At 72.1% G+C, this 15079-nt stretch carries 12 protein-coding genes; all 12 read right to left on the reverse strand.

Features of this window, described 5'->3' with window-relative positions:
- Positions 1-49: 49 nt before the first annotated feature.
- Positions 50-2008, reverse strand: coding sequence for a TIGR03960 family B12-binding radical SAM protein (locus ACFRAV_RS30150; protein WP_382560410.1), 1959 nt, complete (start codon positions 2006-2008; stop codon positions 50-52).
- A gap of 88 nt (positions 2009-2096) precedes the next feature.
- Positions 2097-3617: a CHAD domain-containing protein gene (locus ACFRAV_RS30155; RefSeq protein WP_382560412.1), complete on the reverse strand. Its 1521-nt coding sequence runs from the start codon at positions 3615-3617 to the stop codon at positions 2097-2099.
- 95 nt (positions 3618-3712) lie between these two features.
- Complete coding sequence (gene rodA, locus ACFRAV_RS30160; RefSeq protein ID WP_382560415.1) at positions 3713-4915, reverse strand: rod shape-determining protein RodA; 1203 nt, start codon at positions 4913-4915, stop codon at positions 3713-3715.
- On the reverse strand, positions 4912-7239 hold the full coding sequence (mrdA, locus tag ACFRAV_RS30165; RefSeq protein WP_382560418.1) for a penicillin-binding protein 2: 2328 nt from the start codon (positions 7237-7239) through the stop codon (positions 4912-4914). Before mrdA ends, rodA begins: the two co-directional genes overlap by 4 nt.
- Positions 7240-7365: 126 nt before the next feature.
- Complete coding sequence (mreD, locus tag ACFRAV_RS30170) at positions 7366-8010, reverse strand: rod shape-determining protein MreD (RefSeq protein WP_351116490.1); 645 nt, start codon at positions 8008-8010, stop codon at positions 7366-7368.
- 19 nt (positions 8011-8029) lie between these two features.
- Complete coding sequence (mreC, locus tag ACFRAV_RS30175) at positions 8030-9046, reverse strand: rod shape-determining protein MreC (protein ID WP_382560422.1); 1017 nt, start codon at positions 9044-9046, stop codon at positions 8030-8032.
- Between the two features lie 249 nt (positions 9047-9295).
- Positions 9296-10315 carry a rod shape-determining protein gene (locus tag ACFRAV_RS30180; protein ID WP_351116634.1) on the reverse strand — a complete coding sequence of 340 codons (1020 nt, stop codon included), beginning with the start codon at positions 10313-10315 and terminating at the stop codon, positions 9296-9298.
- Between the two features lie 270 nt (positions 10316-10585).
- On the reverse strand, positions 10586-10996 hold the full coding sequence (gene ndk, locus ACFRAV_RS30185) for a nucleoside-diphosphate kinase (protein WP_108955325.1): 411 nt from the start codon (positions 10994-10996) through the stop codon (positions 10586-10588).
- A gap of 162 nt (positions 10997-11158) precedes the next feature.
- Positions 11159-11500 (reverse strand): DUF4233 domain-containing protein, encoded by a 342-nt coding sequence (locus tag ACFRAV_RS30190; protein ID WP_382560425.1) that lies wholly within the window; start codon positions 11498-11500, stop codon positions 11159-11161.
- Between the two features lie 7 nt (positions 11501-11507).
- Positions 11508-12983, reverse strand: coding sequence for a bifunctional folylpolyglutamate synthase/dihydrofolate synthase (locus ACFRAV_RS30195; RefSeq protein WP_382560433.1), 1476 nt, complete (start codon positions 12981-12983; stop codon positions 11508-11510).
- A 206-nt stretch (positions 12984-13189) separates the two neighbouring features.
- Positions 13190-14245: an acyltransferase family protein gene (locus tag ACFRAV_RS30200; protein WP_382560428.1), complete on the reverse strand. Its 1056-nt coding sequence runs from the start codon at positions 14243-14245 to the stop codon at positions 13190-13192.
- 84 nt (positions 14246-14329) lie between these two features.
- The coding region (locus tag ACFRAV_RS30205) for a class I tRNA ligase family protein (RefSeq protein WP_382560431.1) at positions 14330-15079 on the reverse strand (750 nt) is incomplete at its 5' end.

Genomic DNA, 15079 nt, shown 5'->3' on the forward strand with positions numbered 1-15079 from the left:
CCCGTGCGGGAGCCGGCGGCGGCGTCGTGGTGGTGCGGTGCCGCGGACGTCAGTGGCTGTGGCCGTGACCGCCCGGGGCGCCGGCGGGCTGCTTCACCGCGAGGGGGAGCAGCTTCTTGCCGGTGGGGCCGATCTGGATCGACGTGTCCATCGCGGGGCAGACGCCGCAGTCGAAGCAGGGCGTCCAGCGGCAGTCGTCGACCTCGGTCTCGTCGAGGGCGTCCTGCCAGTCCTCCCAGAGCCAGTCCTTGTCGAGACCGGAGTCCAGGTGGTCCCAGGGCAGGACCTCCTCGTAGGAGCGCTCGCGGGTGGTGTACCAGTCGACGTCCACGCCGTGCGGGGCCAGCGCCTTCTCGGCGCAGTTCATCCAGCGGTCGTAGGAGAAGTGCTCGCGCCAGCCGTCGAAGCGGCCGCCGTCCTCGTAGACGGCGCGGATGACGTCGCCGATGCGGCGGTCGCCGCGGGAGAGCAGGCCCTCGACGATGCCGGGCTTGCCGTCGTGGTAGCGGAAGCCGATGGAGCGGCCGTACTTCTTGTCGCCCCGGATCTTGTCGCGGAGCTTCGTCAGGCGGGCGTCGGTCTCCTCGGCGGAGAGCTGCGGGGCCCACTGGAACGGCGTGTGCGGCTTGGGCACGAAGCCGCCGATGGAGACGGTGCAGCGGATGTCGTTGGAGCCGGAGACCTCGCGGCCCTTGGCGATCACGCGGGTCGCCATGTCGGCGATCTGCAGCACGTCCTCGTCGGTCTCGGTGGGCAGGCCGCACATGAAGTACAGCTTCACCTGGCGCCAGCCGTTGCCGTACGCGGTGGAGACGGTGCGGATCAGGTCGTCCTCGGACACCATCTTGTTGATGACCTTGCGGATGCGCTCGCTGCCGCCCTCGGGGGCGAAGGTGAGGCCGGAGCGGCGTCCGTTGCGGGTCAGCTCGTTGGCCAGGTCGATGTTGAAGGCGTCCACGCGGGTGGAGGGCAGCGAGAGGCCGATCTTGTCCTCTTCGTAGCGGTCCGCGAGGCCCTTGGCGATGTCACCGATCTCGGAGTGGTCCGCGGAGGACAGCGACAGGAGGCCGACCTCCTCGAAGCCGGTCGCCTTCAGGCCCTTCTCGACCATCTCGCCGATGCCGGTGATGGAGCGCTCGCGCACCGGGCGGGTGATCATGCCGGCCTGGCAGAAGCGGCAGCCGCGGGTGCAGCCGCGGAAGATCTCCACGGACATCCGCTCGTGCACCGTCTCGGCGAGCGGGACCAGCGGCTGCTTGGGGTAGGGCCACTCGTCGAGGTCCATCACGGTGTGCTTGGAGACCCGCCACGGCACGCCGGAGCGGTTGGGCACCACGCGGGCGATGCGACCGTCGGGCAGGTACTCGACGTCGTAGAAGCGCGGGATGTACACGGCGCCGGTCTTCGCCAGGCGCAGCAGCACCTCGTCGCGTCCGCCGGGGCGGCCCTCGGCCTTCCAGCCGCGGATGATCTCCGTCATGTCGAGCACGGCCTGCTCGCCGTCGCCGACGATCGCGGCGTCGATGAAGTCGGCGATCGGCTCGGGGTTGAACGCCGCGTGGCCGCCGGCCAGGACGATCGGGTCGTCGAGCCCGCGGTCCTTGGACTCCAGCGGGACGCCCGCCAGGTCGAGCGCGGTCAGCATGTTGGTGTAGCCGAGCTCGGTGGAGAAGGAGAGGCCGAAGACGTCGAACGCGCCGAGGGCGCGGTGGCTGTCCACGGTGAACTGCGGGACGCCGTGCTCCCGCATCAGCGCCTCCATGTCCGGCCAGACGCTGTAGGTGCGCTCGGCGAGGACGCCGTCACGCTCGTTCAGCACCTCGTAGAGGATCTGCACGCCCTGGTTGGGCAGGCCGACCTCGTACGCGTCCGGGTACATGAGCGCCCAGCGGACGTCGCACGAGTCCCAGGGCTTGACGGTGGAGTTGAGCTCGCCGCCCACGTACTGGATCGGCTTCTGCACATGCGGGAGCAGAGCTTCGAGCTGCGGGAAGACCGATTCGGACATCCTTGAACCTTCATGAGCGGACTTGGGGTCCCTCCCCTGCCGTACCGCGGTCACGGGGAGGATGACTCTCAAGCGTACCCGCAGCGCGTCACCCGTTCGTACGACGGCGTCGGGCGACCTCGGCCCACCGGTCGGGCAGGGCGGCCTCGGCGAGGGCGGCCTGCTTCTCCTCACGTCCGTACAGGACGCCCCAGGTGAAGGTGGGCTCCGATGCCTTGGCCGCGTCGTGGGCGAGGGAACGCAGGGCCTCGCGGGCCATCACGCTGTCCTGGTGGTCGCCGAGCGGGCGCTGGAGGGACTTGGCGTCCGCGGCGAGGCGGCGGGCGGCCTTGCCGAGGACGGGGCGGGCCGCCTCGGCGGCGTAGCGCGTGCGCTTGGCCTTCTTGCGGGCCTCGTGCAGGGCGGTGTCGCGCTCGGGGCCCGGATCGAGCGCGACGGCGCGCTCCACCAGGCGGGACAGGCGGCCGAACTCCTTGTCGAGGGCCTTGGCGAAGGGCTTGGCGGGCTTCCCGCGGGCGGCCTTGCGCAGCGGGGGACCGGCGAGGAAGGCGTCGAGGGCGTGCAGCAGGTCGAGGTAGCGGCGGCTGTCGAGGACGGCGGCGATCCGGGGCCTCGTCTCGCCGCGGCGGGTGTCGGCCCACAGTTCGAGCCGGTCGCGGACCGGGCCGGTGCGCAGTTCGGCGGGCAGGGCCTCCACGGCGGCGGTCAGCCGTTCGTCGAGGACCTCGCGGTCCCGGTCGACGCCGAGCTCGCGGGTGAGCCACCGCAGTTCGCCGGCGAGCGGGGCGACGGCCTCGCGGTCCAGCAACGGGCGGTAGGCGCGCAGGGCGGAGCGCAGGCGGCGGGTGGCGACCCGCATGTCGTGCACGGCCTCGGGCAGGTCGCGACGGACGGCGGGGTCGAGCGCGACGAGCCTCTCGCGCTGTTCCCGGAGGTAGGCGAGGAGGTGGTCCCCGGCGGTGACCGGCTTCCCCCGGTGGGGGCCGGGGACCGCGTCGGCGGCGTCGTCGTCGGGAGACGTCTCGACGAGGGCGCGGGCCAGCTTGGACGGGGCGTCGGAGCGGCGGACCCCGGCGCGGCGGAAGCGCTTCTCGACAAGGTCGAGCAGGCCGGGGTCGGCGCCCTCGGCGAGTTCGACCTCGATCTCGGTCCACTGGGCCTCACCGCGGCCGCCGGCCAGCCGCTCGGCGTGCACGGCGTCCGCGCTCGCCTCGGCCAGCAGCCCGCCGTCGGCGTCGCGCAGCTCGCGCACGTCCCGTGCGGAGCGCAGGCGGACCACGGGGACCACCTCGGCGCCCAGGGTGCGGGAGCGGATCAGCCGGAGCAGTTCGGCGGGGGGCGCGTCGGCGAGCGGGGCGGCGATCTCGTCGCGGGTGTCGGGCCCCACGGGGAGCTTGAGGTGCCAGCCGGGCGTGGAGCCGCCGGTGCGGCGGCGCAGGGTGACCGAGGAGGCGGCGAGACGGAGGTCGGGGGTGTCGTAGTACACGGCGTCCAGCTCCATCACGCCCTGGTCCACGACGGCGGCGATGCCGCCCACGTTGGTCAGGTCGGGGAGCCCGCTGTCCCGGGACTCGAATTTCCGCTCGATCTCACGTGTGGTGTCCGCCATACCGCCGAGGCTAACCGGGCCGCTCCCCCGCCGTCACGGAATCGGCCGGGGCCACCCGCGCGATCCGCGCAGGTCACCCCGGCCGGCGGTGTCGTTCAGGCCGACACGGGCCGTTGCAGGCGGATGGACTGGAGGAGGCCGACCGCGATCCAGACGGCGAACATGGACGAGCCTCCGTAGGACACGAACGGCAGCGGCAGACCCGCCACCGGCATGATGCCGAGCGTCATGCCGACGTTCTCGAAGGCCTGGAAGGCGAACCAGGCGATGATCCCCGCGGCGACGATCGTGCCGTAGAGCTCGGTGGTCTCGCGCGCGATGCGGCAGGCCCGCCACAGCACCACGCCGAGCAGCACCAGTATCAGTCCGGCTCCGACGAAGCCGAGCTCCTCACCGGCGACGGTGAAGATGAAGTCGGTCTGCTGCTCGGGCACGAACTGGCCGGTGGTCTGCGAGCCCTGGAAGAGGCCCGAGCCGGTGAGGCCGCCGGAGCCGATGGCGATGCGGGCCTGGTTGGTGTTGTAGCCGACGCCCGCCGGGTCGAGCTCGGGGTTGGCGAAGGCGGCGAAGCGGTTGATCTGGTACTCGTCGAGGATCCCGAGCTGCCAGACCGCGATCGCCCCGACCGCTCCGGCGCCGATCAGCCCGAGCACCCACCGGTTGGAGGCGCCCGAGGCCAGCAGCACGCCCAGCACGATGACCACCATCACCATGACCGAGCCGAGGTCGGGCATCAGCATCACGATCAGCATGGGCAGCGCGGCCAGCCCGAGCGCCTGCACGACCGTCCGGTGGTCGGGGTGCTCGCGGTCGCCCGCGTCGACGCGGGCCGCGAGCAGCATCGCCATGCCGAGGATGATGGTGATCTTGACGAACTCCGACGGCTGGAGCGAGAAGCCGCCGCCGATCTGGATCCACGCGTGGGCGCCGTTGATGGTGGCGCCCAGCGGCGTGAGGACCAGCAGGATCAGGACCACCGACAGCCCGTACAGGATCGGCACCGCGCCGCGCAGGGTGCGGTGGCCGAGCCAGACGACGCCGATCATCAGGGTGATGCCGATGCCGGTGTTGAGCAGGTGCCGGATCAGGAAGTAGTACGGGTCTCCCTGGTTGAGCTCGGTGCGGTTGCGGGTCGCCGAGTAGACCAGCACCGTGCCGATCAGCGAGAGCACCAGAGCCGACAGCAGTATCGGCCAGTCCAGCCGCCGGGCCGCCGAGTCGCGGGCGAGCAGACGGGCCCAGGCGGACCGCTCGGGCCCGTACCCGGAGACGGAGAAGCTGTTCACGCCGCCAGTCATGAGCACCTGCCTCCCGTCGCACGACGCCCGGAACGGCGGCGGGTGGCCCGGTTCCCGGTCGCGGTCTGCTCCACCCTGCCCGCCGGCTGCTCGGGCGGCGCGCCGCCCGCGGGGTCGCCGGCGGTCTCGTCCGGCGGGGGCTGGGCCGGGTCGCCGCCGGTCGCGCCGGCCTGCTGCCCCTGCTCGGCCGCGGCCTCGGCGGCCTTCTGCAGCGCCTTCACCGGGTCCTTGTCGATCTTGGGGCTGTCCACCGTGCCGTCGGGGCGCAGCTTGGGCAGCTTCTTCTGCGGCTCGGGCAGCAGCGCCCGCTTCTTGTCGATGGAGCCGTCCGCCTGGACGCCGTACAGCGCGTCGTAGATCTTGCGCACGGCCGGACCGGAGGCCCCGGAACCCGTACCACCCTGGGAGATCGTCATGACGATCGTGTAGTCCTTGGTGTACGTGGCGAACCAGGAGGTGGTCTGCTTGCCGTAGACCTCCGCGGTACCGGTCTTGGCGTGCATCGGGATCTTGTCCTGCGGCCAGCCGCCGAACCTCCAGGCCGCGGTACCGCGGGTGGCGACGCCCGCGAGGGCCTCGTCCATCTCCTTGAGGGTGGCCTTGCCGACCGGGAGCTTGCCGTTGCGCTTCGGCGCGATCTCCTCGACCGTCTTCCCGTCCGGGCTGATCACTGCCTTGCCGACGGTGGGCGCGTACAGGGTGCCGCCGTTGGAGATGGCCCCGTAGATGGCGGCCATCTGGATCGGCGTGACCAGCGTGTCGCCCTGGCCGATGGAGTAGTTCACCGAGTCACCGGCGCGCAGTTCGTTGCCGCCGTGGCAGTTCTCCCACTCGATGCGCTCGACGTAGTCGCCGTCCTTCTTGCCGTGCTTGCACCAGTAGTCCTTGTTGGCCTCCCAGTACTCCTGCTTCCAGTCGCGGTCCGGGATGCGGCCCGAGACCTCGTTGGGCAGGTCGATACCGGTCTCCTCGCCGAGGCCGAACTGGTGGGCTGCCTTGTAGAAGTAGTCCTTGGCCTTCTTCTTCGGCTTGGTGCCGCCGTCCTTCTTCCACTCCTCGTGCGCGAGGCGGTAGTAGACGGTGTCGCAGGAGACCTCGAGCGCCCGGCCGAGGCTGATCATGCCGTGGTTGGCGGACTCGAAGTTCTTGAAGACCTGGCTGCCGATGGAGTAGTCGCTGGAGCACTGGTAGCTGCCGTCGAACGGGTAGCCGGCCTTGACCGCGCCGGCCGTGGTGACCACCTTGAAGATGGAGCCGGGGGCCGCCTGGCCCTGGATGGCCCGGTTGAGCAGCGGGTAGTTGGACTTCTTGCCGGTCATCTTGGCGTAGTCCTTGGCGGAGATGCCGCCGACCCAGGCGTTGGGGTCGTAGTTCGGGTTGGACGCCATGGCGACGACCCGCCCGGTCTTCGCCTCCATCACGACGACCGCGCCGGCGTCCGCCTTGTACTGCTCGTTGGTGTTGCGGTCCCACTCCTGGCGGGCGGCCTTCATCGCCTGGTCCAGCTCGTACTCGGCGACCCGCTGCACGCGGGCGTCGATGCTGGTGACCAGGTGCGAGCCGGGGACGCCGCGGTCGACCTCGGGGTCGCCCATGACGCGGCCGAGGTTGTCCACCTCGTACTTGGTGACGCCGGCCTTGCCGCGCAGCACCTTGTCGTACTGCCGCTCCAGGCCGGAGCGGCCGACCTGGTCGGAGCGCAGGTACGGCGAGTCGGTGTCCTGGGCCTTCTGGATCTCCTCGTCGGTGACGGGCGACAGGTAGCCGAGGACCTGGGCGGTGTTGGAGCCGCCGGGGCTCGCGTAGCGGCGGACCGAGGCCGGCTCGGCGGTGATGCCGGGGAAGTCCTCGCCGCGCTCGCGGATCTGCAGGGCCTGACGCGGCGTCGCCTCGTCGGTGATCGGGATCGGCTGGTAGGGCGAACCGTTCCAGCAGGGCTGCGGGGTCTTGGAGTCGCAGAGGCGGACCTTCTCGATCACCTCCTTCGGCTTCATGCCGAGGACGCCGGCGAGCTTGGTGAGGACGCCCTTGCCGTCGTCGTCCATCTTCAGCAGGTCGGTGCGGGAGGCGGAGACGACCAGACGGTTCTCGTTGTCCGCGATGGCCACGCCGCGCGCGTCGAGGATCTCGCCGCGGGTGGCGGGCTGGACGACCTGCTGGACGTGGTTGCCGCTGGCCTCGGCCGCGTACTCGGCGCCGTTGCGCACCTGGAGGTACCAGAGGCGTCCGCCGAGGGTGGCGAGCAGGGAGAGGACCAGGATCTGGAGAACCACCAGGCGGATCTGGACCCGGGGACTGCGCCCCGTCTCAGGGATATTGCTCATGGGCGTAGCCCATTCGGTGAGGGGTGGCGGTCGGGTGACGGGAGGGGGCTCATGGGCGTAGCCCATTCGGTGAGGGGTGGCGGTCGGGTGACGGGAGGGAGCGGTCGGGCGAAGGGAGGGAGGTGCTCACAGACGCTTCACACCCTTCAGGCGGGCGCCGACGCGGACCCGGCCGCGGGAGCGGCTGAGGCCCGGGGTGCCGGAGACCAGCCAGCCCGAGCCGGTGGAGGCGCCGCCGCCCGCCGCGGAGGACGAGTCGGCGAGCGGATCGTTCTCCGCACGGCGGGCCAGCGCCATCACGCCGGGCACCACGAAGGGGGTGAGCAGCAGGTCGTAGAGGGCGGCGGTGAACGCCAGCGAGCCGAGGCCGACGTCGCGGGCGGCGGTGTCGCCGACCAGGGCGCCGACGCCCGCGTAGAGCAGCGTGGAGCCGACCGCGGCGGCGACCACCACGGCCATCGGGCCGACCGCGCTGCGCAGCCGCCCGTTGTCGGGCCGGGCGAGACCGACCAGGTAGCCGACGACGCAGAGGACCAGCGCGTACCGCCCGGCCGCGTGGTCGGCGGGCGGGGCCAGGTCGGCGAGGAGACCGGCCGTGAAGCCGATCAGGGCGCCGCCGGTGTGCCCGTAGACCAGGGCCAGGCCGAGGACGGTGAGCAGCAGCAGGTCGGGGACGGCCCCGGGCAGCTGGAGCCTGGCGAGGACGCTGATCTGGAGCACCAGAGCGACCACCACCAGGGTGCCGGAGAGCAGGATCCGGTTCAATTTCATGGGTAAATCCCCCCAGTTCCTACTGTTCGTCCTGTTCCTGCTGCGGCTGCTGCCCGTCCTGCTGCCGGGCGCCGTCCTGGGTCGCCTGACCTTCCTGGGTCGCCTGGCCCTCCTCGCCCTCCGGCTTCGCGCCCGGGGTGACGGTGACGGTGACGGTGGGGACGGGCTTCGGCTTGGGCTTGGGCGGCAGCACGCTGTCGCGCGGGTCCTTCCCGGGACCCTGGACGACGACGCCGACGATGTCCAGCTGGGTGAAGCCGACGAAGGGCGTGACGTAGACCGTACGGGTCAGGTCGCCGCCGGCCGGGTCGACGCGCGAGACGACGCCGACCGGAACGCCGGGCACGAAGGGCCTGTCCCCCTGGGAGCCGAAGGTGACCAGGCGGTCGCCCTTCTCCACCTTGGCCTTGCCGTTGAGCAGTTGGACGCGCAGCGGCCGGTCTCCCTGGCCGGAGGCGAAGCCCAGCTCGTCGCCGTCCTCCATACGGGTGCCGACGGTGAAGTCGGGGTCGCTGGCCAGCAGGACGGTGGCCGTCTCGGGGCCCACGGTGGTGACCCGGCCGACCAGGCCGTCGCCGTTGAGCACCGTCATGTCGCGCGTGATGCCGTCGTTGGCGCCGACGTCCAGCGTGACCGTCCAGGAGAAGCCCTGGGCCGCGCCGATGCCCACCACCTGGGCGCCCTTGATCTTGTACTGGCCGGCCCCGGCGGTGGCCAGCATCTTCTCGAACTGGCGCAGCCTGCTGCGGTCGCGCGCGTCGCTGCCGAGCTCCGCCTTCAGCGCGGCGTTCTCCTGCTCCAGCTCGGTGAGCCGGTCGTGGCGCTCGCCGGAGTCGCGGACGGCGGCGACGGCGTTGCCGACCGGATCGACCGCGGAGGCGACGCCGTTCTCGATCGGGCCGAAGACGGCTGCCGCGGCATGCCGGGCGCCGTCGACGGGTGAGTCCTTCCCACCCCTGATGTCCACCGTGATCAGCGCGAACGCGATCGCGACCAGCAGCACCAGGAGCAGCCGGCTCTCTCGTGTGTCCCTCACGTGCGGCGGCCGTGCCTTCCTTGTCGGAATGGTCGTACGGACTTGCTGTGTCTGTCGTCCTGCTGTGTCTGTCGTCCTGCTGCGTCTTCCCGCCCCGGCGACGGCGCGTCGGCCGCGCCGTGCCGGAGATGTGCGTTTCCGCCGGAGAAACGTCTGGGCCGGACGCCGGAGTTCCGGGTCCGGCCGAACGTCCGCCGCACGGGTCAGGCCTGTACGGCGACCGGGTGACGACGTGTCACCCGGCCGGCGTCAGCGACGGGGCTGGGCGTCCAGCACCTGCTGGAGCGCCTCGAACTCCTCGACGCACTTGCCGGAGCCGAGCGCCACGCTGTCCAGCGGGTCCTCGGCGATGTGGATCGGCATGCCGGTCTCCCGGCGCAGCCGCTCGTCCAGGCCGCGGAGCAGGGCGCCGCCGCCGGTGAGGACGATGCCCCGGTCCATGACGTCGCCCGAGAGCTCGGGCGGGCACTTGTCCAGGGTGGTCTTGACGGCGTCGACGATCGCGTTGACCGGTTCCTCGATCGCCTTGCGGACCTCCGCGGCGGAGATGACCACGGTCTTCGGCAGACCGGAGACGAGGTCACGGCCGCGGATCTCGGTGTGCTCCTCCTTGTCGAGGTCGTACGCGGAGCCGATCGAGATCTTGATCTGCTCGGCCGTCCGCTCGCCGAGGAGCAGCGAGTACTCCTTCTTGACGTGCTGGATGATCGCGTTGTCCAGCTCGTCGCCGGCGACCCGGATCGACTGGGCGGTCACGATGCCGCCGAGGGAGATCACCGCGACCTCCGTGGTGCCGCCGCCGATGTCCACCACCATGTTGCCCGTGGCCTCGTGGACCGGCAGGCCGGAGCCGATGGCGGCCGCCATGGGCTCCTCGATGATGTGCACCTGGCGCGCGCCGGCCTGGGTCGACGCCTCGATGACGGCGCGGCGCTCCACCCCGGTGATGCCGGAGGGCACGCACACGACGACCCGCGGGCGGGCGAGGTAGCGGCGCTTGTGGATCTTCAGGATGAAGTACCGCAGCATCCGCTCGGTGATCTCGAAGTCGGCGATCACGCCGTCCTTCAGCGGGCGCACCGCCACGATGTTGCCGGGGGTGCGGCCGATCATCTTCTTGGCCTCGGCCCCGACCGCGAGGATGCCGCCGGTGTTGGTGTTGATCGCGACGACCGACGGCTCGTTGAGTACGATCCCGCGACCCCTCACGTACACCAGCGTGTTGGCGGTCCCGAGGTCGACAGCCATGTCACGGCCGATGAACGACATTGAGTTCCCCATCAGGATTCGTCTGGCCGTCCCACGTTGAGCGTGAAGCCGCTTGCGGTGGGGACGGCAAGGGTGGGTGCTGTGACGTGAAGGCTTGCAAGGCTCTACATCGTAGTCTCGCCCGCCCCCGGACACTGCGCGAGGGTCTCCGCCATTCTCACCAGATGACGGAGGTGTACGCCTGTGGTGACGTGCCGTCGGAGGGAAAGGTTCCCCCAAGCGGGTCCGCCGCCGGCGGACCGGGCCGGCCGCCGGGCAAGGGCGTGACGGTCAGCCGCGGCCGGGGAAGAAGATCTTGATCTCGCGCTCGGCGGACTCCTCGGAGTCCGAGGCGTGGATGAGGTTCTCCCGGGTGATGACGCCGAAGTCGCCGCGGATGGAGCCGGGCTGGGCCTCGATCGGGTCGGTGGGGCCGGCGAGGCGGCGGATGCCCTCGATCACACGCTCGCCCTCGACGATCATCGAGACGACCGGGCCGGAGGCCATGAAGGCGACCAGCGGCTCGTAGAAGGGCTTGCCCTTGTGCTCGCCGTAGTGCTGCTCGAGGGTGCCCTGGTCCAGCGTGCGGAGTTCGAGGGCGGTGATGCTCCAGCCCGCCTTGCGCTCGATACGGCTGATGATCTCGCCGGTCAGGCCGCGACGGACGGCGTCGGGCTTGAGGAGGACAAGGGTGCGCTGCATGCGGGCTCCCGGTGGGCTGTACGGGTGGGTGATGATCAGGCCCAGAGCCTATCTCCCCCTCACCGTGCCCCCTCACCGAGGGACGCCGACCCGCCGCCCCACCGGACACCGGCCGCCGCCCCGAAGGGCGGCGGTCCGTGACCGGCGGGTGTGGCGGGAGGCTCAGGCGGCCGGGGCGGCCGCCGCGCGGGCGGCCTTGGCGGCGTCGATCTGGCGGCCGTAGTGGACGGAGGCCCACCACAGCGCGGCGAAGACGACGCCCAGCCCGAACATCATCGGGACCACGAACCCGGAGGCGATCAGGGCGATCTGGAGGACCCAGCCCATCGCCACGCCGCCGGGCCGGGTGATCACGCCGCAGAGCAGCACGGACAGCAGCATGCCGATCCCGCACACCGTCCACACCGTCGCCATGGTCAGGTCGGGGTTCTTCATGGCGACCAGTCCGGCGAAGCCGATGACGAAGAACTCGCCGATGAGGGTGGAAGCACAGAGGGTACGCACGGGGAAGTCAGCCCTTCCTCAGGAGCAGCCGGGCCTCGCCGACCGTGATGACGGATCCGGTGACCAGTACACCGCCACCGGCGAACTCGCCCTCCTCCTCGGCGAGCGTGATCGCCGCCTCCAGCGCGTCCGGCAGCCGCGGCTCGACCTGGACCCGCTCCTCGCCGAACACCTCGACGGCGATCGCGGCCAGCTCGTCGGCGTCCATCGCCCGGTGGCTGGAGTTCTGGGTGACCACGACCTCGGCGAAGATCGGCTCGAACGCCTCGAGCAGCCCGCGCACGTTCTTGTCGCCGCTCGCGCCGACCACGCCGATCAGCCGGCTGAAGTCGAAGGCCTCGCCGACGGCCTCGGCGGTGACCCTTGCGCCGGCCGGGTTGTGGGCGGCGTCCAGGACCACGGTGGGCGAGCGCCGCACGACCTCCATGCGGCCCGGCGAGGACACCGCGGCGAACGCCCGGCGCACGGTGTCGATGTCGAGCGGGCCGGGGCGCGCGCCGCCGACGCCGAAGAACGCCTCGACCGCGGCGAGGGCGACGGCCGCGTTGTGCGCCTGGTGGGCGCCGTGCAGCGGGAGGTAGACCTCCTGGTACTCGCCTCCCAGGCCGCGCAGGGTCATCATCTGGCCGCCGACCGCGACCTGCCGCGACAGCACGCCGAACTCCAGGCCCTCGCGGGCCACGGTGGCGTTCTTGCGCACGGAGGTCTTCAGCACCACCTGGGCCGCGTCCACCGGCTGCTGGGCGAGCACCACGGTGGCGTCGTCCTTGATGATCCCGGCCTTCTCGGTGGCGATCTCGCCGGTGGTGGAGCCGAGGCGGTCGGTGTGGTCCAGGTCGATGGGGGTGATCACGGCGACGTCGGCGTCGATGACGTTGGTGGCGTCCCAGGTGCCGCCCATGCCGACCTCGACGACGGCCACGTCGACGGGCGCGTCGGCGAAGGCCGCGTAGGCCATGCCGGTGAGCACCTCGAAGAAGGAGAGCCGGTACTCCTGCGCCGTGTCGACCATGTCGACGTACGGCTGGATGTCCCGGTAGGTCTCGACGAACCGCTCGGCGCTGATCGGGTGACCGTCCAGGCTGATCCGCTCGGTGACCGACTGCACGTGCGGGCTGGTGTACCGGCCGGTGCGCAGCTCGAAGGCGCCGAGCAGCGCCTCGATCATGCGGGCGGTGGAGGTCTTGCCGTTGGTGCCCGTGATGTGGATCGACGGGTAGGAACGCTGCGGGTCGCCGAGCACGTCCATCAGCGCGGCGATACGGCTGACGGAGGGCTCCAGCTTGGTCTCGCCCCAGCGGCCGGCGAGCTCCTGCTCCACCTCGCGCAGGGCCCTGTCGACCTCCGGGTCCTCGGGGCGGGCCGGCACGTCGGCGCTGGGCGGGCCGCCCTGGGTGCGCAGGGTGCGGCTGCCGGCCTCGATCACCGCCAGGTCGGGATCACGCTCGGTCTCCTCCGAGATGATCTCTTCGAAGGCGTCCATCGGGTCGGGGCGCTCACTGCTGTCGTCCGGGGGGAGCTCACTCACGGGGCCAGTCTACGTTCCGGGTACGACACGGTTCGTCCGCGGGCACCGGCCCGGTCCGCCCCGGTCGTGGCCCTGTCACGGCCCCGCCGTCCGCTCCCGCCTCCCGGGGGCCAACCTGGTCCTCCCCCGGCCGGGGGCACCGGCCGGACCCCCGGCGGGGGTCACCCCAGCCAGGCCCTCAGCCGCAGCCGCCCCCACAGGTGCGCGGCGCCGAACGACGCGGCCGCGCAGACCAGCGCGGTCGCGGCGAGCGCCGCCGCCGCGGGCGGGCCCGGGGCGACCCGCGCGGCCACCGCCCCGCCGAACGGCGCGACGAAGGCCAGGTGCGTCAGATAGGCCCCGAACGAGGCGTCCGACAGCCGCCGCACCGCGCTCCGCCACCGCCGCGGCACCCGGACCCCGCGCACGGCGCCCAGGACGGCGAGTGTCAGCGCGGCCACCGGCAGCGTGGCGTAGGCGGCGGGGAACCGGGACCCGAGCTGGTACGCGCCGACCGCGGCACATCCCGCCGTCGCGGCAGCCGCCCACGCCCACCGGGGGCCGAGGCCCCGGGCCGTCCCCAGCAGCGCGGCCCCGGCAAGGGCGTAGCCCAGCGGGTACAGCGACAGCCCCCACGCCCAGCCGGGCAGCTCCAGCCCGGTGACCCGCCCCAGGTCGCCGCGCAGCGTGGCCCCGAGCGCGCACAGCCCCAGCAGCGCGAGCGTCCACCAGGGCGTGGCGGCCCGCCGCACCAGCAGCACGACGGCGCCGAGCACCAGCATCAGCGGCACGTAGACGTACAGGTACCAGAGGTGGAACGCCGGCTCCACCGACCCGAACAGGGCGCCCACCGCGTCCTCGGCTCCGCCCCGGAGCGCCACGTAGAGCGCCGTCCACACCGCCATCGGCCGCACGATCCGGTCCGCCCGGCGCAGCAGCTGCCGCTCGCCGCGCACCGGGGAGGCCACCAGGGCCGCCCAGCCGGCCATGGCGAAGAAGGCGGGCACCGCGAACCGGGTGAGCGAGTCGGCGGCGACGCCGGCGGTGCGGTGGCCGGCGTCCACGAAGACGGCCGCGGTGTGGCAGAGGACGACGGTGGCGGTGCAGACGACGCGCAGCAGGTCGACGTCGTCACGCCGCCCGGGCGAGGCCGCGAATGCGGCCTCGGGGCCGGCCTCGGGGTCGAGGGCGACGGGCCCGGCGGTGGCGGCGGCGGTGGCGTCGGCGGTGGCGCTCATGCCCCGCAGTGAACAGCCGCCGGGTTACGCGAAGCGGGCCGCCCCTGGGGAGGGGCGGCCCGCCGGTCGTGCGGTGCCGGTGGATCAGGCGGAGGGCAGCTTCGCCAGCTGCTCGGTGATCCGCGCGATGTCCTGCTCGGCCTTGGCGAGGCGGCCGCGGATCTTCTCCACGACCGGCTCCGGGGCCTTGCCGAGGAAGGCCTCGTTGCCCAGCTTGCCGTTGGCCTGCGCCTTCTCCTTCTCCGCCGCCTGGAGGTCCTTCGTCAGTCGCTTGCGCTCGGCCTCGAAGTCGATCACGCCGGACAGGTCAAGCTCGACCGTCGCCCCGGCCACCGGCAGGCCGGCGGTGACGGAGAAGCCCTCGCCCTCCGGCTGGAGGCGCAGCAGCTGACGGATCGCCGGCTCGTGCGGGGCGAGCGGCGTGCCGTCCAGGGTGAGACGGGCCGGGACCCGCTGGCCCGGCTGCAGACCCTGGTCGCTGCGGAAGCGGCGGACCTCGGTGATCACCGACTGGAGCGTGGCGATCTCCTGCTCGGCGCCGGCGTCGCGGAAGCCACTGTCGGAGGGCCACTCGGCGACGACGACGGACTCGCCGCCGGTCAGCGTGGTCCACAGCGTCTCGGTGACGAACGGCATGACCGGGTGCAGCAGCCGCAGCGTGACGTCCAGGACCTCGCCCAGGACGCGCTTGCTCGCCTCGGCCGCCGGGCCGCCCGCCATGAAGGTGGTCTTGGACAGCTCGACGTACCAGTCGAAGACCTCGTCCCACGCGAAGTGGTAGAGCGCGTCGGAGAGCTTGGAGAACTGGTAGTCCTCGTACAGCGCGTCCACCTC

Source organism: Streptomyces sp. NPDC056600, assembly GCF_042792855.1.
GTDB lineage: Bacteria > Actinomycetota > Actinomycetes > Streptomycetales > Streptomycetaceae > Streptomyces.

What these genes read in the sequence shown, in the direction of transcription:
- rodA (WP_382560415.1), bottom strand. Translation starts at nt 4,915, where the DNA reads ATGACTGGCGGCGTGAACAGCTTCTCCGTCTCCGGGTACGGGCCCGAG.
- mreD (WP_351116490.1), bottom strand. Translation starts at nt 8,010, where the DNA reads ATGAAATTGAACCGGATCCTGCTCTCCGGCACCCTGGTGGTGGTCGCT.
- ACFRAV_RS30150 (WP_382560410.1), bottom strand. Translation starts at nt 2,008, where the DNA reads ATGTCCGAATCGGTCTTCCCGCAGCTCGAAGCTCTGCTCCCGCATGTG.
- ndk (WP_108955325.1), bottom strand. Translation starts at nt 10,996, where the DNA reads ATGCAGCGCACCCTTGTCCTCCTCAAGCCCGACGCCGTCCGTCGCGGC.
- ACFRAV_RS30180 (WP_351116634.1), bottom strand. Translation starts at nt 10,315, where the DNA reads ATGTCGTTCATCGGCCGTGACATGGCTGTCGACCTCGGGACCGCCAAC.
- mrdA (WP_382560418.1), bottom strand. Translation starts at nt 7,239, where the DNA reads ATGAGCAATATCCCTGAGACGGGGCGCAGTCCCCGGGTCCAGATCCGC.
- ACFRAV_RS30200 (WP_382560428.1), bottom strand. Translation starts at nt 14,245, where the DNA reads ATGAGCGCCACCGCCGACGCCACCGCCGCCGCCACCGCCGGGCCCGTC.
- ACFRAV_RS30155 (WP_382560412.1), bottom strand. Translation starts at nt 3,617, where the DNA reads ATGGCGGACACCACACGTGAGATCGAGCGGAAATTCGAGTCCCGGGAC.
- ACFRAV_RS30195 (WP_382560433.1), bottom strand. Translation starts at nt 12,983, where the DNA reads ATGGACGCCTTCGAAGAGATCATCTCGGAGGAGACCGAGCGTGATCCC.